This is a genomic window from Streptosporangium canum (assembly GCF_900113865.1).
GTDB lineage: Bacteria > Actinomycetota > Actinomycetes > Streptosporangiales > Streptosporangiaceae > Streptosporangium > Streptosporangium canum.
On sequence record NZ_FOQY01000004.1, the window covers coordinates 274,083 to 293,346 of the forward strand.

At 73.0% G+C, this 19,264-nt stretch carries 16 protein-coding genes; 9 read left to right on the forward strand and 7 right to left on the reverse strand.

Annotated elements, in window-relative coordinates:
* Positions 1-87: 87 nt before the first annotated feature.
* Positions 88-642 carry an MFS transporter gene (locus BM085_RS07920; protein ID WP_245789191.1) on the forward strand — a complete coding sequence of 185 codons (555 nt, stop codon included), beginning with the start codon at positions 88-90 and terminating at the stop codon, positions 640-642.
* A gap of 117 nt (positions 643-759) precedes the next feature.
* Entirely contained in the window at positions 760-1,524 is a 765-nt protein-coding gene (locus BM085_RS07925) for a YcnI family copper-binding membrane protein (protein WP_093886348.1), read from the forward strand.
* A gap of 61 nt (positions 1,525-1,585) precedes the next feature.
* On the opposite strand, the gene BM085_RS07930 is transcribed toward BM085_RS07925, so the two are convergent.
* A complete protein-coding gene (locus BM085_RS07930) occupies positions 1,586-3,868 on the reverse strand; it encodes an AfsR/SARP family transcriptional regulator (RefSeq protein ID WP_177245000.1) in 2,283 nt (760 codons plus the stop codon).
* A 424-nt stretch (positions 3,869-4,292) separates the two neighbouring features.
* Between BM085_RS07930 and BM085_RS07935 the strand changes: the two genes are divergently transcribed.
* Positions 4,293-5,537 carry a hypothetical protein gene (locus BM085_RS07935; protein WP_093886350.1) on the forward strand — a complete coding sequence of 415 codons (1,245 nt, stop codon included), beginning with the start codon at positions 4,293-4,295 and terminating at the stop codon, positions 5,535-5,537.
* 13 nt (positions 5,538-5,550) lie between these two features.
* Positions 5,551-7,629: a tetratricopeptide repeat protein gene (locus BM085_RS07940; protein ID WP_093886488.1), complete on the forward strand. Its 2,079-nt coding sequence runs from the start codon at positions 5,551-5,553 to the stop codon at positions 7,627-7,629.
* Between the two features lie 111 nt (positions 7,630-7,740).
* Here the strand turns inward: BM085_RS07940 and BM085_RS07945 are convergent, their stop codons facing one another.
* From BM085_RS07945 to BM085_RS07970, 6 genes are all read right to left on the reverse strand, one after another.
* Positions 7,741-8,247, reverse strand: coding sequence for a flavin reductase family protein (locus tag BM085_RS07945; RefSeq protein WP_093886351.1), 507 nt, complete (start codon positions 8,245-8,247; stop codon positions 7,741-7,743).
* Positions 8,248-8,256: 9 nt separating this feature from the next.
* Positions 8,257-9,480, reverse strand: coding sequence for a styrene monooxygenase/indole monooxygenase family protein (locus BM085_RS07950; protein WP_093886352.1), 1,224 nt, complete (start codon positions 9,478-9,480; stop codon positions 8,257-8,259).
* Between the two features lie 177 nt (positions 9,481-9,657).
* Positions 9,658-10,647, reverse strand: coding sequence for an AraC family transcriptional regulator (locus BM085_RS07955; RefSeq protein WP_093886353.1), 990 nt, complete (start codon positions 10,645-10,647; stop codon positions 9,658-9,660).
* Between the two features lie 192 nt (positions 10,648-10,839).
* Positions 10,840-11,715, reverse strand: coding sequence for an ABC transporter permease (locus BM085_RS07960; protein ID WP_245789192.1), 876 nt, complete (start codon positions 11,713-11,715; stop codon positions 10,840-10,842).
* 13 nt (positions 11,716-11,728) lie between these two features.
* The gene (locus BM085_RS07965; RefSeq protein WP_218158645.1) at positions 11,729-12,706 is read right to left on the reverse strand and encodes an ABC transporter ATP-binding protein; all 978 of its coding nucleotides are present in this window, start codon (positions 12,704-12,706) and stop codon (positions 11,729-11,731) included.
* A 28-nt stretch (positions 12,707-12,734) separates the two neighbouring features.
* Positions 12,735-13,883: a LolA family protein gene (locus BM085_RS07970; protein WP_093886355.1), complete on the reverse strand. Its 1,149-nt coding sequence runs from the start codon at positions 13,881-13,883 to the stop codon at positions 12,735-12,737.
* Between the two features lie 157 nt (positions 13,884-14,040).
* Here BM085_RS07970 and BM085_RS07975 point away from each other — a divergent pair, with 157 nt between their 5' ends.
* From BM085_RS07975 to BM085_RS07995, 5 genes are all read left to right on the forward strand, one after another.
* Complete coding sequence (locus BM085_RS07975) at positions 14,041-14,715, forward strand: response regulator transcription factor (protein WP_093886356.1); 675 nt, start codon at positions 14,041-14,043, stop codon at positions 14,713-14,715.
* Complete coding sequence (locus BM085_RS07980; protein ID WP_093886357.1) at positions 14,705-16,099, forward strand: sensor histidine kinase; 1,395 nt, start codon at positions 14,705-14,707, stop codon at positions 16,097-16,099. The genes BM085_RS07975 and BM085_RS07980 overlap by 11 nt, the downstream gene beginning before the upstream one ends.
* Before the next feature lie 59 nt (positions 16,100-16,158).
* On the forward strand, positions 16,159-16,794 hold the full coding sequence (locus BM085_RS07985; RefSeq protein ID WP_093886358.1) for a TetR/AcrR family transcriptional regulator: 636 nt from the start codon (positions 16,159-16,161) through the stop codon (positions 16,792-16,794).
* Between the two features lie 144 nt (positions 16,795-16,938).
* Positions 16,939-17,577 (forward strand): TetR/AcrR family transcriptional regulator, encoded by a 639-nt coding sequence (locus BM085_RS07990; protein ID WP_093886359.1) that lies wholly within the window; start codon positions 16,939-16,941, stop codon positions 17,575-17,577.
* A gap of 164 nt (positions 17,578-17,741) precedes the next feature.
* A complete protein-coding gene (locus BM085_RS07995) occupies positions 17,742-19,160 on the forward strand; it encodes a pyridoxal phosphate-dependent decarboxylase family protein (RefSeq protein ID WP_093886360.1) in 1,419 nt (472 codons plus the stop codon).
* The last annotated feature ends 104 nt before the right edge of the window (positions 19,161-19,264 follow it).

The window sequence follows — 19,264 nt, forward strand, 5'->3', positions numbered from 1 at the left end:
TTACGCTTGTCACGGTCGCGGCAACCATAGCGACAAATGCCATTAAACGGCAGGCGTTGCGGGGTGCGTGAGAGCATATGTATCACCATGCATGCTCGACTCCCGTTACGCCTCACGCGGGCGGCCGCCTTCTCGGCCGTCTGCGTGATGCTCGCCGCTCTCGGCCACCTGGCCGCGGGCGGTTCGGGACCCGCGCCGTGGGCGATGGCCACCGGGACCGCGACGGTTACGGCCCTGGCGGTCCTGCTCGCCGGACGCGAGCGGTCCACCGCCACGATCAGCGTGGGGCTGTCGGCCATGCAGCTCTTCCTGCACGAGCTGTTCGCCTACGGCGACCCCTCGGGGATCTCACTGACCGCGCACCCCCACGGGCAGGGGCTGGGCGAGGACCTGGGCATGCTGGTCGCGCACCTCACCGCCACGCTGATCACCGGCTGGTGGCTGGCACGCGGCGAGGGCGCCCTGTGGGCGCTGCTCCGCGCGGCGCGAGGACGTCTGGGCGCGACGCTCCGGCTGCTGCCCTGTCCCGTGGCGCCCGCCGCTCCCGCGCGCGCGGCCGTCCCCGCCGTCGTGCCCACTCCCGCGCGGGCCGTCCTCCGTCACACCGTCAGCAGGCGTGGTCCTCCACTTCCCGCCCGCTGACCCTCCTCCCACCCCCTTTCCCGCTTCGCACGCCCCGGCGTGCTCGAAGCCATCCCCCTTTCCCGCTTCGCGCGCCCCGGCGTGCTCGAAGCCCATGCATCGAAGTGGAGAACCCCCGTGTCGCTTTCCTCCGCCTGCCGCCGTGCCGTCGCCGTGACCGCCGGCGTCACCGCCCTCACCCTCGGGCTGGCCCTGCCCGCCCTCGCCCACGTGACCGTCAACCCCGGCAGCGCCGAGCAGGGCGGCTTCAGCAAGGTCGCCTTCCGGGTCCCGAACGAGCGTGACGACGCCTCGACCAACAAGGTCGAGATCGCCTTCCCCACCGACCACCCGCTGCCGTTCGTCTCGGTCAAGCCGCTGCCCGGCTGGGAGGTCAAGGTAACCGAGAGCAAGCTGCCCAAACCCGTCACCACCGAGTACGGCGAGATCACCGAGGCCGTCACGAAGATCACCTGGTCGGGCGGGAAGATCGGGCCCGGCCAGTTCCAGGAGTTCGAGGTGTCCATGGGCGCGCTGCCCAAGGACACCGACCACCTCGTCTTCCCCGCGACCCAGACCTACAGCGGCGGCGAGGTCGTGAAGTGGGACGACGAGCCCAAGGCCGACGGCTCCGAGCCCGAGCGCCCGGCCCCGGTCCTGAAGCTCACGCCCGCCTCCGCCGGAGGCGACGGCCACGGCGCGGCCTCCCCGGCCCCGGCCCCGGTCGCGGCCCCGTCGGCCGCGGCCACCTTCTCCGTGCCGACGATGGTCCCGGTCGCGGCCGCCGGAGCGGACTCCTCCGACGGCACCGCCCGCCTGCTGGGCGGCGCCGGCCTGCTGGCCGGGCTCGCCGGGCTCGTGGTCGGCGTGCTCGGCCTGCGCCGCGGCAACCGCGTCTCCTGAGGCGCCAGGACCAGAGGCGACGGCCCCGCGGAGTCCTCTCCGCGGGGCCGTCGCGGTGAAGTCAGGTCGCCTGCGCCGTCCTCGCCCGGAGCACGTCGAGGCGGGCGGCGGTGTCGGCCTCGCCGGGGGCGTCGCGGATCTCGGCGAAGAGGACGCGCGCACGGTTCAGGGTGTCCAGGCACTCCTGCCGCCGCCCCAGGTGGTGGTCCAGCTCACCCAGGCCGCGCAGCATGACCGCCTCGCCGCGCCTGTTGCCGGTGGCGCGGCAGGCCAGGAGCGCCGAACGGTGGGTGGCCCCGATCTCGGCCCACGGCGTCCGGATGATCGCGGCGTTCAGCGTGGCGGCGGCCAGCTCCCAGGCCAGCTCGTCGTGGCCCAGGCCGGACGCCTGCAGCACCGCGGCGACCAGGCAGGGCCGCTCGCTGTCGAACCAGGCCAGCGGGTCGGCGAGCAGCGGCTCACGGACGTCCGCCGGCGGCGGCCAGCGCGGCGACCGCCCGTAGAGCGGCGCCCGGACGGTGTACGGCAGGCGGCCGTCGGCGTCCTGGGCCAGCGCCAGCAGGATGGCCAGGGCACGGATGACGACCGTCCTGACGGTGGCCTCGCTCTCCTCCCTGAGCGCCAGCTCCCGGGCGTAGCGGCGCACCAGCTCGTGGAAGCGGTAACGGGGCTGGCCGACGGCGTCGACCCCGGCGGTGTCCAGGAAGTAGGCGTCGGCGAGCGCGTCGATGAGGTCCTCGGCCGATTCCGTGGACGCCTCCAGCACCCCCGCGACCAGCCACGGGGCGAAGGTCGGAAGGTCCAGCAGCCCGAGCAGGCGCAGGGCCCGCTGGGCGGGCTCGTCGAGCCTGCGGTAGCCGAGCGCGAGGGTGGCCCGCACGTCCGAGAGCTCGTCGAGGCCATGCCGTTCGTCGGCCATGCGGCCGGCCATCCTGGCGAGCGTCCAGTGGGGGCGGGCGGCGAGCCGGGTGGCGGCGGCCCGGATGGCCAGCGGCAGCCGTCCGCAGAGCCGGACGAGCTCGGTGGCGGCCTCGGGCTCGGGCGCGACCCGCTCCGCGCCGACGATCACCGCGAGCAGGTCGCCGGCGTGGTGAGGCTCCAGCAGGTCGAGGTCGACGGCGTGCGCGCCGGGCCAGCCGGCCATCCGGGACCGGCTCGTCACGATGACGGAGCAGGAGGGCGAGCCGGGCAGCAGCGGCCGTACCTGGGCCTGGTCGGCGGCGTCGTCCAGCACGACGAGGACCCGGCGGCCGGCGAGCTGCGTGCGGTACAGCTCGGCGCGCTCGTCCGCGTCCTCGGGGATCGCCTGGCCGCCGATGCCCAGCGAGCGCAGGAACCGGGTGAGCACCCGGGAGGGGTCGGCGGGCTGCTCCGCGGAGCCCCGGAGGTCGGCGTAGAGCTGGCCGCCGGGGAAGTCGCCGCTCATTCGGTGCGCCAGGTGCACCGCCAGCGTCGTCTTGCCGACGCCCGCCCTGCCGGTGATGGTCGACACCGGGATCGGTCCAGGCCTGCGGTCGGCGATGAGAGCGCCCAGCTGCTCGACCAGCTTCTCCCTGCCGGTGAAGTCGGCGATGTCGGCGGGCAGCAGGGACGGGCAGGGCGGCTCGGCGACGCCGGCGCCCTCGTAGCGCGTCTCCTGGCGCAGCACCTGGAAGTAGGCGTCGCGGAGCTGGGATCCGGGGTCGACGCCCAGCTCCTCGGCCAGCCTGAGGCGGATGAGCCCGTACTCGGCCAGTGCCTCGGCCTGCATCCCGGACGCGGCCAAGGCGAGCACGAGCGAGGTGTGGACGGCCTCGTTGAGTGGCTCGGCGGCGGCGACCGCGCGCAGTTGCGGGATGACGTCGGCCGACCGGCCGAGCCGCTGCGCGGTCTTGGCGGCCTCCAGCAGCGTGTCGATCCGCTCGTGCTCGATGGCGCGGACCCAGGGGTGGCCGCGCAGCACGTGGTCGAGGTCGGCCAGACATGGCCCGTTCCACATCCGCAGCGCGGAGAGCAGCAGTGCCAGGGACTCCTCCGGGGACGCGGCCGAGCGGGCCCCCGCCACCCCCGCGCGGAAGCGGACCAGGTCGACGTCGCACCGGTCGAGCCGGACCACGTAGGCGGTGCCCATCCCCGCCAGCCAGGTCGAGGCCGAATAGGCGCCCTTGCCCGGATCGATCTGGCGCCGCAGCCTCCCCACGTAGGTCTGTACCAGGTTGACCACCGACTCGGGGGTGTCGTCGCCCCAGAGCGTGTCGATGATCTCCTGACGTCTGACCGGCGATCCGGCCCGGAGCAGGAGCAGGGCCAGCACGGCCCGTTGCTTGTCCGAGCCGATCTTGACTTCGGTCTCTCCCCTCCACATCCGGAGTGGACCAAGCAGGCGGAACCGTATGTCCGTCATATCCCCATCCAGGTCAGACCCGCAGCGGATGGCGCAAACCAGAGAATCATACGATTTGACCTAGTCATGTGCGAGGGCCCGACCTGTCAAAGTCCGGCCACTGGAGCCGCGCTGGCACCCCGCTGGATCCCCCCACCTCCGCAGGGGATCTCCCGTCCAGTACGGCGTCGGCGGCGCTCCAGCACCACCGGTCATGGTGATGCGGAACCTTCGACGCAGGGAGGGGGTGCACAGATGAAGAAGATCAAGATTCGTAAGGTCGGCCCGATCCGCCTGACCGCCGCGGCCTGCTCGATCTACAAGGTGCCCAACTAGGCGGGACCCCCGTGCGGGTGCCTGCCGGCACCCGCACGATTCCTTCCGCCCCCATGCACGGAAAGGCCCCGTGGTGACCGCGAGTGCCGGCTACGACCCCGACCGACCGCTCCCGCTGCACCAGCTCGTCTACCTCGCCGACGGCGAGGAGGTGACGGTCGGCAGGCCGGACATCGACTCCTACGGCATCTTCCCCGCCGACGGCGCCGAGATCGTGCGCAGGCTGGAGGCGGGCGCCACCCCGCGCGACACGGCCGCCTGGTACCTGGACGAGTACGGCGAGGGCGTCGACATGGACGACGTGATCGCGGCCCTCGGAGAGCTGGAGTTCGTCAGGCCCGCGGACACGGCGGAGACGGTCGCGGCGGCGGAGACGGCCCCGGCCCCGGTGCGCTGGCAACGGCTGGGCGCGGCGCTCTTCTCGCCCCCGGCCTGGATCGCCTACGCCGCGCTCACCGCGTGGGCGCTGGTCACCATGGTCCGGCGGCCCGACCTGGCGCCGACCTACAACCACGTCTTCTTCACCGACTACTACACCGTCGTCCAGGCCGCGCTGTTCGTCTTCGCCATCCCCCAGCTCCTGCTGCACGAGGCCTTCCACGCCCTGGCCGGACGGCGCCTGGGGCTGCGCTCCACCCTGACGATCGGGCGCAGGCTCTACTTCATCGTGCTGGAGACGTCGCTGCCCGGCCTGGTCGCCGTGCCGCGCCGCAGGAGATACCTGCCGATCCTGGCCGGGATGCTGGCCGACGTGCTCGTCATGGCCGTGCTCACCCTCGTCGCCGACCTCACCCGGGAGCCCTCGGGCGCCTTCTCCCTCGGGGGGAAGGTCTGCCTGGCGATCGCGTTCGCGGTGCTGATCCGGGTGGTCTGGCAGTTCTCCTTCTATCTCCGCACCGACCTGTACGTGCTCATATCCACCGCCCTCGGCTGCGTCGACCTGCACGACACCGCCAAGCAGTACCTGCGCAACCGGGTCAACCGGCTGCTGGGCCGTACCGGGCGCCTGGTCGACGAGTCGGGCTGGCACGAGACCGACCGGCGTACGGCGCGCTGGTACTCCTGGCTGATCGTCGTCGGCTACGCGGTGAGCATCGGCTCCTTCGCCCTGGCGGCCGTCCCGATCGGCTACCGGATGCTCGTGGGGGTGCTCGGGCGCTTCACCGGCGGCGGCGAGGTCGGCTGGGAGGAACTGCTGGACTCGGCCGTCTTCTCCGGCCTGGTCGTCCTGCAGTTCGTGATCATCGCCTGGCTGATGATCCGTGACCGCCGGCATCGGCGCGCGCAGCGGCGGCTCGCCCACGTCATCGCCTGAAGGGACTCATCACATGGGCAACCACTACTGGCTCAGAGGCGCCCGGCGCCGCGACCGCGACCGGTCCAGGGACGGGCTCGACCTGCCGCCGACGCTGGCGGTGATCGACGCGCACCGGCGGCTGCGGGGCCCCTACACCGCCGCCGGCACGCTGATCCGGTCGATCGCCGCGGAGGCCCTGGCCCTCCGTCCCGAGCTGGGCCCCGCCCACAACATCGAGCTGCTGACCAGCACGCCGGAGCTCGCCGGCGTCGTGCCCTCGGCCTGGTCGACCCTGGAGTGGAGCGTCGGGGAGAAGGAGCGCACGCGTTTCTACTCCCGGCTGCACACCCTGAACGTCTCCAACGGCCTGGCCGAGTTCCTCCGCGACTATCTCGCCGCGGCCGGCGGCGGGCCGCGCACCCTGGTCCTGGAGAACATCCACCAGGCCGACCCGACCGACCAGGAGTTCGCCGCGGTGCTGCTGCGCCGCAGCGACCTCGGGCAGCTGACCGTCGTGGTCGGCACCGGCCCCGACCCGGTCGCCGACCCGCCGGGCGAGATCGCCGTCTCGCTGGCGAGCGTCCTGGCGGCCCACGCCGAGCCCGTCGACTGCCCCGCCTCTCCCGCCTCCGCGGTCGGGGAAGCTTGGGACTACGTGGCCGGCGACGGCACCGGTGACGACCCGGAACTCCTCGCCGCCTACGAACGGCTCCCCCGGGAGGAGCGCGCCCGCCTGCACGACGAGCGCGCGGCGCTGCTGGCCGGCCGGGGAGAGTTCTCCCTGCTGCTCGGCGCCGTCCCCTACCACGCCGAGCACGGCAGCGACCCCCGCGGGGCGGGGCTGGACGCCATCCGGAAGGCGCTCCAGCACTGCAAGGACATCGGTCTCTACCAGGCGGCCGTCGAGCTGGGACTGCGCGCCCGCGCGATCGTGGACCGGCCCGCGCAGGAGGAGCTCTGGTGGTACTTCACCAACTCCACCAGCACCTGCATGGCCTCGCTCGGCCGCGCCGACGAGGCGAACGCGATCTACGACGAGGCCCGCGGGGTGACCCAGGACCCGGTCGTGCACATGGACCTCGCCTACGGCACCGCGATGCTCTACGCCCGCCACTATCCCGAGGAGCGCCGGGACTACCAGCAGGCCAGGGCCTGGATGAACCTGTCCGTCGCGATCGCGTCGCTGCTGGGCGACCGGAAGGAGCGCGCCTTCCACTCGGTCTTCGCCAACAACGGGCTGGCCCTGGTCGAGGTGCGGCAGAAGAGCTCCGACGTGGCCCTGCGGCTGCTGGAGGACGGGATGGCCCGGCTGGACCGGGAGCTCGAAGCGGACGAGCACGCCCTGCACCGCGCCGTGCTGCGCTACAACCGCGCCCAGGTGTTCGGCATGACGGGCCGTCTGGAGGAGGCGCTGGCCGACTACGCCATGGTCGTCGAGCTCGACCCGGAGTTCCCCGAGCACCACTTCAACATCGGCAACATCCTGCGCCGCCTGGGCCGTAACGAGGAGGCCGTCGCCGCCTACGAGCGCGCTCTGCGGCTGTCCCCGCCGTTCCCCGAGGCCTACTACAACCTCGCCGACGCCCGGCTCGAACTCGGCGACGTGCCGGGGGCGGTGGCCGACTTCGTCTACACCATCGAACTGGATCCCGGCCATGTGGACGCCCACGTGAACCTGGCCGGGCTGCTGCACGAGCTGGACGACGCCGAGGCCGCCTGGCGTGTCACGACCGCCGGGCTCGCCCTCGCCCCGGACAACGCCCACCTGCTCTGCCTGAAGGGGAAGCTGCTCGCCGAGCGGGGCGACGCCGACGCCGCCCGCGACGCCCTGGCGGCGGCGCTCCGGCGTGACGACGCCCTGGCGGAGGCGTGGGCCGCCCGGGGCGAACTGGCCTTCGAGGCCGGCGACCTGGCCGGCGCCGCCGGAGACCTGGACCGGGCGGTCGAACTGGCCGGCACGCCCGCGATCCGGTTCAACCGGGCCGTGGTCTACCAGGAGGCGGCGCGCTACGCCGAGGCGGCCGAGGACTACGGGGCCGTGCTGGCGGCGATCGACGACGCGGAGGCCCGGGAGCGGCTGGACGTCTGCCTGAAGGCCGTCGCGACCTGACGCCGCCGCCCGGCACGGAGCCGCGCCCGTGAGCGGACCCGTGCCGGGTGAGTGGACCTGCGCCGGGCGAGTGGATCTCACCGCCCGGCCGGCCACGCCGGGCGGGCGGGTCTACGCCGGGCGGGCCAGGACGGGCCGGACTCCGGCCCGGTCCGCCCCGGCGAACTCGCCGTAGCCGCCCGCGTGGAAGACCAGCGGCTCGCCCTCCGAGCGCTGGAAGTAGCCGACCTCGCCGACGAAGATGACGTGGTCGCCCCCGTCGTGGGTGGTCAGCGTACGGCAGGCGAAGTGGGCCAGGGCCCCGACGAGGAGCGGCGGCCCGCCGGGGCCGGGACGGGTCTCCACCCCGGCGAACTTGTCGGGCATCGGCCTGGCGAACCGCTGTGACAGGTGGTCCTGCCCCGCGGCCAGGACGTTGACCGCGAACCGCCCGGCCCGCAGGAAGACCGGCGCGCTGGGAGCGTTCCTGGACAGGCACCACAGGACCAGGGGCGGGTCGAGGGAGACCGAGGTGAAGGAGTTGACGGTGACTCCGGCCCGGTCCCCGTCCGGGGTGACGGTGGTGACCACGGCCACCCCGGTCGCGAACTGGCCGAACGCGTCGCGCAGAGATCTCATGACATCTCCTCAGGCGCCGATCCGCGCCAGGTACTCGCCCGCCCCGGCGGGGTCCATGAACCAGCCGGCGTAGTCCGACGGGTCGTCGAAGCCGTTGACGAAGCGGGAGGCCACCTCGGGCAGCCGGCCGGCCGCGCCCAGGATCTCCAGCACGTGCGGGGGCGGGGGCGCCAGGAGCGCGTTCGTCCAGGCGGTGGTGTGCCGGGCGTCCTCCCAGTGGCGCTCGAAGGCCCCCTCCATCCAGGCCCTGTCGAACGGCCGCTCGCCGCGCTCCAGAATGCTGGCGAGGTAGGAGGCGGCGCACTTGGCGGCGTTGTTGGCGCCCTGCCCGGTGATCGGGTCGTTGAGCACGACGACGTCGGCGACCCCGAGGACCGCGGCGCCCGAGGGGAGCGTCGCCACGGGCCTGCGGACGGCCGGAGCGAAGCGGCCGGACAGGACGCCCCGCTCGTCGGTGAGCTCGACGCCGCCGCAGCGGTCGGCCTCCCACGGCAGGAAGGTCTCCAGGACCCACCGGCTCCTGGCCAGATGCTCGGCGGGGGTGCGCACGTCCGCCCAGCAGTCCATCGGCCCGCCGGGAACGCCCTCGAACACCATGATCTCGCAGGGGCCGGTCATGGTGAGCGCGGGGAAGACGAAGTACTCCCCGACCCCGGGGATCAGGTTGAAGCAGACCGCGGAGTGCTCGGGTCGCGGCGTGAGGCCGGTGACATAGGTGACGGCCAGGGCCCGCTGCGGGGCGTCGTAGGGCGAGCGCGAGGCGTCCCGTTCGAACAGCGAGGCGATCGGCCCCTTGCCCGCGGCGACCAGGACGAGGTCGTACCCGGCGGCGTAGGTCTCCAGGTCGTCCACCGTCGCGTCGTGGATGACGATCTTCCCGCCGAGCCGTTCCACCTCGGCCATCCAGGCGGGCATCTTCAGCCGCTGGTCGACCGAGCGGGCGGGCGTGTCCAGCCGGGCCGCCCAGTCGATCGCCCTGCCGCCGTCGGGGCCCGGGACGGTGAACTGGATCCCGTCGATCGGGGGGCAGTCGTCCGCCCACAGGTCCAGGCCGAGGTCGCGCTCATGGCCGAGGCCCGTGCCGAATATGACCTGGCCCGACATGACGTGGCCGTCGCGGATGTCATCCGGGGTGCGGTTGGAGACCACGGTGACGTCGTAACCGTTCCGCAGCAGGCCGGCGGCGAGGTGGAGGCCCGCCTGACCGGCTCCGACGACGAGGATTCTACGCATGGTGACATGTCCTTTCCGAAGGTCTGAAGGAGGTCCGAGAGGCTCCCGGTGAGGGAGGTGGCCGGCCGCGGCGCCTGGTGAAAAGGTACGGCGGGCGGCGCCGTACGGGCTATCCGCTCAGCGCGGACTCCGTCCGCCTGGCGCGGAGTTCCCGGGCCCGCCGCGGGCCGCGGGCCGTCAGCGGCCGCGCAGCGTGTGCGAGGGCGTCTGCCCGTACCGCGCGCGGTAGGCCGCGGCGAACCGCCCCTGGTGCAGGAAGCCCCATCGCGCGGCCACCCCGGTCACGGTGCACCGGGCCGGGTCGCCGGTCACCAGTTCCTCGTGGACCCGGCCCAGGCGCACGTCCCTGAGGTAGGTCATCGGGGTCAGGCCGAGATGGCGGCGGAACCCCTCCTGCAACGATCGGCCGCTGACCGCCACCGCGCGCGCCACGTCGTCGGTCGTCAGCGGCTGGTGGGCGTGGCCGTCGATGAACTCCATCGCCCGGCGCACCACCTTGGGCACGGCGGGAGGACGGGGGGTGTTCAGCCGCGCCCGGTAGTTGGACGGCTGCATGGTGAGCAGGGAGGTGAGCATCGCGTTCTCCAGATGGGCGATCGCCAGCGGCTGCACGGCGAGCCCGTCGCCGTGCTCGGCCTCCCCGATGATCAGGTCGGCCATCGACCGCCAGGCCCGCGCCCAGCCCGCCGTCATGTCCATGCCCAGGTCGAAGACGATCGGCCGGTCGAGCCGCTCCCCCAGCATCAGCTCCAGCGCGCCCTCGACGGCCGTCCGGTCGAACTTGACGATCAGCTGGGGGCAGCCCGCCTCCCAGCGCATGTCGAGGTGCTCCGACGGCGACGGCAGGGAGGCCAGCCGGGACGTCGAGACGATCTCCTGCCCGCCGCACCGGATCAGGCTCCGCCCGGCCAGCGGGATCTGCACCAGGAAGAAGGACTCCAGCTCCCCCGGTTCGATGCGGACGTCCGTCCCGTAGTCCAGGTAGTTCATCCGCACGGCGCCGAGCTGGGCGGAGTGGAACCGCGCGGCCAGCCGCGACACCTCACCGGTCAGCTCCAGCCGGTGCGGGCAGAACACGCGCGCCACCCGCTCGCGGGCCTCGTCGAGATCCCCGGTGCCGAAGAGCCGCCGGTTGCCGAGCGGGATCCGCTCGCGCGCCTCGTCCATCGACGCTCCCGCCCTCGGGTGCCCATCGCCTGTGTACGGCGGCGCGGAACCCGCACGGCCGGTCCATGGACGATCACATGTCCGGGCGCGCCCGACCACGTAGAAATACGCAGAGAGCGCAGGCGTCCCCGTCCGGGGGACGATCCCGACCGGCGGACCCGGGCACGGCCCGCCGGTCGGGGGTCGGCAGGTTCAGCAGGTGATGTCCTTGCCGGTGAAGCGGGCCCAGGCGATCGAGCCGAAGACCGCGATGTAGGCGGCGAAGACCAGCAGGCCCTGGCCCATCTCGCCGGTGGCCATCGGATCGCGCAGCACCCCGTCGAAGCCGTTCCACCAGTGCGTCAGCAGGTAGGGCTGGAACACGGAGAGCTGCGGGATGACGCCGAGCACCTGGACGACGACGACGAGCCCCACCGTCGAGGCGATGGCGCCGACGGCCACCTCGGTCATCGTCGAGAACGCCAGCGCCACGGCGGCCAGGGCGGCCATGCCCGCCGTGACGTACAGCACGACGACGCCGATCCTGAGCACGCCGTCGAGCAGCGGGATCGTCCCCCCGGACAGCAGCGTGATCGGCCCGGCCGGGAACAGCAGCACCCCGACCAGCAGCGACGACAGTGCCACCGCGGCGACGGCCGCCAGGCAGAAGACGACGGCGTTGGCGTATTTGACGCCCAGCAGCCGGGTCCGGCCGGCCGGGGCGGCCAGCAGGTAGCGCAGCGTGCCGAGGCCCGCCTCCCCGGCGACCGAGTCTCCGGCGACCACCGCGACCGCGACCGGCAGCAGCAGCTGCACCAGAATCGAGAGCGCGGCGAAAGTGAGGAACAGGCCGTTGCCGGTGACCTGCCCGAAGACCGAGGGGCCCCCTTCGGTCTCGCCCGGCCCGCCGAACGTCCGCAGCGCGACGCCGATCAGCACCGGAACCAGGGCGAGCACGGCCAGCATGGCGATGTTCCTCGGCCGCCGGAAGGTCAGCCCCACCTCCGAGCCGAGCAGCCGCAGCCACGCCCGGGGGGCGCCCACCGCCCGCGCCCCGGGGAGCGGCGCGGCGCCCGTCCCGACGGACACGGCCTCTTGCCCGCTAACCGTTGACATCGAAACCCTCTCCGGTCAGGCCCACGAACACGTCCTCAAGGCTCGGCCGCTGCACGGCCAGGCCGCGTACGGCGACACCGCCGGCCACCAGCGCCGCGCAGATCCGCTCCGGAGCGTCCGAGCCCAGCTCGGCGCTGACCTCGCCGTCGCCGGTGCGGACCTGTGCCAGCCCGGAGGCGGCCAGTACGGCCGCCGCCTCGGCGAGGTCCGGCGTCTCCACCCGGATCCGCACCGCCTCCCCGGCCCGGAGCCCGGCGATGGGCCCCTGGGCGACCAGGCGCCCGGTCCGCATGACGGCGACGTGGGAGCACATCTGCTCCACCTCGGCCAGCAGGTGGGAGGAGACGAACACGGTCGTCCCCCCGGCGGCGATCTCCTTGATCAGCCCCCGCACCTCGCGGGTGCCCTGCGGGTCGAGACCGTTGGTCGGCTCGTCGAGGATCAGCAGTTCCCTCGGCCCGAGCAGCGCCGCGGCGATCGCCAGCCGCTGGCGCATGCCCAGCGAGTAGGCCCGGTAGCGTTTGCGGGCCGCGGCGGCCAGCCCGACCCGGTCCAGGGCCAGCCCGATCCTGGCCGAGGCCGTGCGCGGGTCGGCCGCCGGGTCGGCGGCGTCGTAGCGGCGCAGGTTCGCCTCACCCGACAGGTAGGGGTAGAACGCCGGCCCCTCGACCAGCGCCCCCACGCGTGACAGCACGGCGGCCATGCCACCCGGCATCGGCGTACCGAGCAGCTCCCAGGTGCCCCCGGTCGGCGCGGCCAGGCCGAGCAGCATGCGGATGGTCGTGGTCTTCCCCGAGCCGTTCGGGCCGAGGAAGCCGAAGACCGACCCCCTGGGCACGGCCAGGTCGAGGGCGTCCACGGCCACCTGACCGCTCCGGAAACGCTTGGTCAGCCCGCGCGTGACGATCGAGCAGTCCTCGGCGGGGAGCGTGGCGGACGGCGTCCGCTCGCGGACGGTCAGCACCGCTCCCCCGCAGGTCTCCGCGTCCCGCTCATCTCCGCCCGGCCGCCTCGGTCAGCTTCTCGGGAGTGACCGCGCCGACCAGCAGGCGGCCGTCGTCGGTCAGCAGCGCGGAGACCAGCTTGGTCTGGATGACCTTGCCGCTGCCCCACGCCCCGCTGACCTGCCTGGCCGACTTCAGCAGGGCGTCGGCGACCATGGTCGCGTCCTGCCCGCCGGGCCGGCCGTCCTGCCCCTGAGCCGGATCCGTGAGGTCCCGCGTGGAGAACGGGAGCACCGCGACCGTGGTCCAGCCCTCGCCCACGGTCGTGATCTCGCTCTTCAGCGCTTCGGCCCGCTCCTGACCGGCCTCCGGTCTGCGGCCCAGGTCGGCGAGCGACTTCTCCTCCACCTTCGCGCCCGCGGGCGGGGTGAAGGTGAAGTTGTCCGGAGCGGGCGGGGTGAACGTCACCGAGGTGAAGCCGATCTCGAAGGCCGGTTCGGCCGCGCTCTTGGCGTAGACCTGGACCCGCAGCGGGACGAAGGTCTCGCCGTCGAGCGCCAGCTTGACCTCCTTGACCAGGGAGGAGCCGTCCTTGGGGGTCAGGACGAGCTGGTAGGCCGGCCTGCCGGCGACCTTCTCGGTGTTGCTCACGCTGACCGCGGTGCCGGCCTCGGCCCGCTTCAGCGCCTCGTCGGCGACCTGCTGCGGGGTGGTGGCCATGGGCAGGGCCCTGTCATGGTCCGGCCCCGCCTGGCCGGCGCCCTTGATCCGGGTGGCCTTGTTGGTCCCGCTCTCCCACAGCCAGGCCTGGTCGCCGTTGACGATCAGGTCGGTCTCGCTCATCCGCCCGGGGAGGGCGAACCGGAACCGGTCCTCGCCGCCGTACCAGACCTTGAGCTCGTGCGAGCCCGCCAGCAGGGCCGCGGGCGACGTGCCGCCCATCCCCGCCACCTCCGGCAGTCCCGGCAGGCCGAGGGAGGCGGTCTGCATCACGGTGCCCGACATGGGCTTCACACCGGACTCGGTGGCCCGGACGGCGTCGGCCAGCAACTGCGCGGCGGTGCGCTCGGGCAGCACCGGATCCCCCTGGACCGCCGCGATCACCGGACCCGCGCCGATGGCCCCGGCGACCAGCGCGACCGTGGCGATCGGCACTCCCCACCTCACCGCGCGGCCCCGTCTCGTCTGCTCTGACATGTCACTCCTTCACCGTATGCCGTCAATCCCTGACATCTGTAGCTTGCGTGACCGCTCCTGTGCCGGAGCTGAGACAGACTGAGAGGGCTCACAGGGTTCTCAGCCGCCTCTCAGGCGTGCTGGCCGAAGATGGGGCGGACACCGGAGGGGGTGGAGGATGCGGGTTCTCGTCGTGGAGGACGAGCGCCGGATGGCCGCGGCGCTCCAGCGCGGACTGCAGGCCGAGGGGTTCGCGGTCGATCTCGCGCACGACGGCGAGGACGGTCTGCACCTGGCCAGGCAGGGCGACTACGACGTGGTCGTGCTGGACATCATGCTGCCCAGGCTCTCCGGCTACAACGTCTGCAAGCGGTTGCGGGCCGAGGAGAACTGGGTGCCGATCCTGATGCTGTCGGCCAAGGACGGCGAGTACGACATGGCCGACGGGCTCGATCTGGGCGCCGACGACTACCTGACCAAGCCGTTCTCCTACGTCGTGCTGGTGGCCAGGCTGAGGGCGCTGCTGCGGCGCGGCGCCAACCGGCGCCCGTCGGTGCTGCGGGCCGGGGACCTGTCGCTGGACCCCGCGCGCAGGCGGGTCTCCCGGGGCGAGACGCCGGTGGAGCTGACTCCCAGGGAGTTCGCGCTCCTGGAGTATCTGATGCGCCGCCACGACGAGGTGGTCTCCAAGACGGAGATCCTGGAGCACGTCTGGGACACCTTCGACACCGACCCCAACGTGGTCGAGGTCTACGTCGGCTACCTGCGCCGCAAGATCGACGTGCCGTTCTCCAGGACCGCCCTGCAGACGGTGCGGGGGGCCGGATACCGGCTGGCCGGCGATGGCGGCTGATCCGCGTCCCCGCGAGCGCGTCCGCCGGGGACCGCGCACGGCCGGCTGGTGGCGGCGTAAAAGCCTGCGCTTCCGGCTGACCGCGGTGGCCTCGGTCGCGCTCGGCGCGGCGCTGATGCTCTCGGCCTACGTGATGATCAGCGTGCTCGGCAGGTCGCTGATCGCCACCATCGACGACTCGATCTACCAGCGGGCCCGCGACACGGTCTCGCTGGCCGACGCCGACCGGCTGCCGGACGAGATGACCTCGCCGGACGGCACCCTCCTGCAGGTCGTCGACGCCGCCGGGCGGATCACCCATGCCACCACCGGAACCGACCGGCTGGTCCCGCTGCTGAACGCCGGGGGGCGGGCGGCGGCGATCGGGGAGGGGCAGGCGCGGTTCCTGGACGGCGGGCCGTACGGGATCCCGCACCTGTTGCGCGTGCGGGTGCTCAGCGCCGACCGGGGCCTGACGGTGATCGCCGCCCGTCCCTTCAGCGAGGTGCAGACCAGCATCACCACGGCCGGGCACGTCCTGGTCGTCGGCACCCCGCTGCTGCTGGTGCTGCTCGGCGGGGCGAGCTGGATGATCATCGGCAGGACCCTGCGGCCCATCGCCGCGCTGCGCCGGGGCGCGGAGGAGATCACCGACACCGCCCGCTCCCGGCGCCTGCCGGTGCCCGAGGCCCATGACGAGGTGCACAGCCTGGCCGTCACGCTCAACGACATGCTCGCCAGGCTGGAGAAGGCCGACGCCCGGCAGCGGGCCCTGGTCTCCGACGCGGCGCACGAACTGCGCAGCCCGCTGGCCAGCATCCGGCTCCAGCTGGAGGTGGCCCTCGGCCATCCGCACGGGCAGGACTGGCAGGAGACGGCCGAGGGCGTGCTGGAGGACACCATGCGCCTGGCCCGGCTGGCCGAGGACCTGCTCGCACTGGCCCGCCTGGACGAGCGCGGCGGCGCGCCGTCCCGCAGGGAGCCGGTGGAGCTGGACCAGCTCGTCCCCCAGACCGTCGAGCGGTACGGCGAGGCCGTCACCGTGAAGGTCGGTGACGGGGCGATCGTGGTGGCCGGGGCCGCACTGGACCTGGGGCGGGTCCTGATCAACCTGGTGGACAACGCGCTGCGGCACACCGACGCCCCGGTGGCGGTGGAGCTCCGCGCCGAAGGCGCCGACGCGGTGCTCACCGTCACCGACGACGGCCCCGGCATCCCCGAGCCCGATCGGGAACGGGTCTTCGACCGGTTCACCCGGCTGGACAGCGCGCGCAGCCGCGACGAGGGCGGGGCGGGGCTGGGCCTGGCCATCGTCCGCGAGACCGTCCACGCCCACGGCGGCGCGGTCCATCTGGAGGACGCCCGCCCCGGTCTGCGGGCCGTCGTGCGACTTCCGCTATCTTGACCGAGGTTTGCCCGTCCGGTGATTGGCCCGGCCTCGTTTCCGGATCTAGCGTCGTTTTCATGACTTCCGCTGATGGCGGTCAGCGGGAGCTGATCCTGCGGGTCGCGACCCGACTGTTCGCCGCCCTGGGCTACGACGCGACCTCCATCAGCCAGATCGCCGAGGCCGCCGGGATGGACGTCGCCACACTCACCCAGCGGGCCGGAGGCAAGCGCGAGCTGTATCTCGCGGTCATGGAGCGCGCCCACCACGCCGAGCTGGCCGGCCTGGAGAGGTCGGTCGGGGAGATCGCCGCCGCCGCGCCCGGGGAGGCCTCGGCCGCCGTGCACCACCTCATCGACGACTACATCGACTTCTGCGCCCAGAACTCCGAGTTCCCCGCGCTCTGGATGCACCGCTGGCTGTTCGACGCCAGCGACGTCACCGAGCTGGACCGCCAGTACGTCCAGCCGCTGGTCCAGTACGTCACCGAGGCCCTCGAACCGCTGACCCGCGGCTCTCCCGACATGAAGTACGTGATCTGGTCGGTGATCTGGTGCACCCACGCCTTCTCCCGCGGCGGGGTGCTCGACGACGAGGGCAACCGCGTGGGTCCCGAGGACCCGGAGACCCTGCGGCGCTTCCGCGCCTACCTGCACGAGATGGTGCACTGCGTGCTCACCCTGCCCGGGGACCTCCCCGAAGACGCGATCTGACACCGGGAGACCACCCCGTGGACGTGGTCCGGCGCCGGGAGACCACCCCGGAACACGGGCCCCCGTACGACTTCCGCTATCTTGACGGAGGCTTGTCCATCCAGTGATTGGCCGGGGCGTGTTTTCGGATCTAACGTCATTTTCATGACTTCCGCTGATGGCGGCCAGCGGGAGCTGATCCTGCGGGTCGCGACCCGACTGTTCGCCGCCCTGGGCTACGACGCGACCTCCATCAGCCAGATCGCCGAGGCCGCCGGGATGGACGTCGCCACACTCACCCAGCGGGCCGGAGGAAAGCGCGAGCTGTATCTCGCGGTCATGGACTGGGTGCACGAGATCGAGCTGGCCTCCCTGCGGCAGGCGATCGAGGGCGCTCCCGTGACGAGCCCCGAACAGGCGTCCGCCCTGGTGCACCGGATCATCGACCAGTACCTCGACCTGTGCGTGGCCCACCCCGAGATCCCGGCCCTGTGGATGCACCGGTGGCTCTCCGACGCCAGCGACGTCACCGAGCTGGAGCTGCGCTACACCCGGCCGATGGGCGAACTCGCCAAATCCGCGCTCGCCCCCGCGATGGCCGGCGGACACATCGACCCCGACGTCGACATGGAATACCTCCTGTGGTCGATGCTCTGGTGCGTGAACGGCTTCTCCCAGAGCGGGGTGCTCGACGAGCACGGCAATCGCCGGTACATGGACGACCCCGAGGTCCTGCGCAGGTTCCGCGCCCTCCTGCACCGGATGATCCACCGCACCGTCGCCTTCCCCGGAGACCCTCCTTGACCTTGGAGCACTCCCCCTCGCGGCCCCCGCCGCACAGCCCGGCTCGGCCCTGACCGGCCTGCTGCTCGGCTTCACCGCCCTCCCCGCGGCGCTCATGCTGCTCAGCCTCCCTCTCGTCATCGCCTATCACCGGCTCACACGGGCCGTATCCCCCAAGGAGATTCATGAGCCTGCCTGAGAAGGGCCGGGACATCGAGGAACTGCTCGCTGAGATCTCCCGGCTCAAGCAGGACGACCTGCCGGTGCGCGGGGGCAAGGTGACCGCGTACGTCTACGACACCGGGCGACCGGAGGTGCACGAGGCCGCGGCCCGCGCCTACTTCGAGATGCTGGAGGTCAACACCCTCGACCCGACCGCCTTCCCCAGCGTGGTGGAGATGGAGAAGCAGGTCGTCGGCGCGGTCGCCGAGCTGCTGGGCGGCGGGTCCGGCATCTTCACCAGCGGCGGCACCGAGTCGATCATGCTGGCTGTGAAGGCGGCGCGGGACGCGCGGCCGGTCGGGGGCCGTCCCCGGATGGCCGTCCCGGTCACCGCGCATCCGGCCTTCCACAAGGCCGCGCACTACCTGGGGGTGGCGGTGGACGCCGTACCGGTCGATCCGGTGACGTTCCGGGCCTCCGTCGCGGCCGTCGAGGAGGCGATCACCGAGGACACGGTGCTGGTGGTCGCCTCGGCGCCGTCCTACCCGCAGGGCGTGGTGGACCCGGTCGCCGAGATCGCCGCGGCCGCCTCCGCGCGCGGCGTGCTGTGCCATGTGGACGCCTGCGTGGGCGGATGGCTGCTGCCGTGGCTGCGCGAGGCCGGGGCGCGGGTCCCGCCGTTCGACCTGTCGGTGCCCGGCGTCACCTCGCTCTCCTGTGACCTGCACAAGTTCGGCTACTCCCCCAAGGGCGCCTCGGTGGTGCTGTTCGCCGATCCGGCGCTGCGTCGCAAGGCCTACTTCGCCTCGGCGTCGTGGCCCGGCTACACGGTCATCAACGCCACCGTGCAGAGCTCGAAGTCCGCCGGCCCGCTGGGCGGCGCCTGGGCCACCTTCCAGGCCCTCGGCCGGGAAGGCTACCTCGAACTCGGCCGCGCCACCCTCGCGGCGGCCCGGCGGCTCCGCGAGGGCGTCGCCGGGATCCCGGGCCTGAGGGTGCTCGGCGACCCGGAGTCGGCCCTGGTCGCCTTCGGCTCGGACGAGGTGGACGTGTTCGTGCTGTCCGACGAGGCCAGGAAGCGCGGCTGGTTCCTGCAGCCGCAGCTCTCCTACGCGGGGATCCCCGCCAACATCCACATCACCGTGACCGGGGTGACCCTCCGGGGGGTGGAGGCGATGCTGGAGGTGATCGCGGAGTCCGCCGAGGCGGCGCGGGAGCGTGGTCCGGCGGCGCTGCCCGAGGGGCTGGTGGACCTCGTCGCGGGCCTGGACCTGGACGCCCTGGACGACGCCGCCTTCGGCGAGCTCGCGGCGGCCGTCGGGGTGGACCTCGGCGGCTCGGGGCAGCCGGAGATGGCCGTGGTGAACGCCGTCCTGGACGCGCTGCCGGCCGACCGGCGCGAGGCGGTCCTGATCCGGTTCCTGTCGGTCATCTACGCCTGACCGTGACCGCGCGCGGCAGGTGACGGAACGATCCGCCGCGACCAGGGCGACGGTCCCGCCCGCGGCGGGACCGTCGCCGCGGCTCGGCGACGACCGCCGGCGCG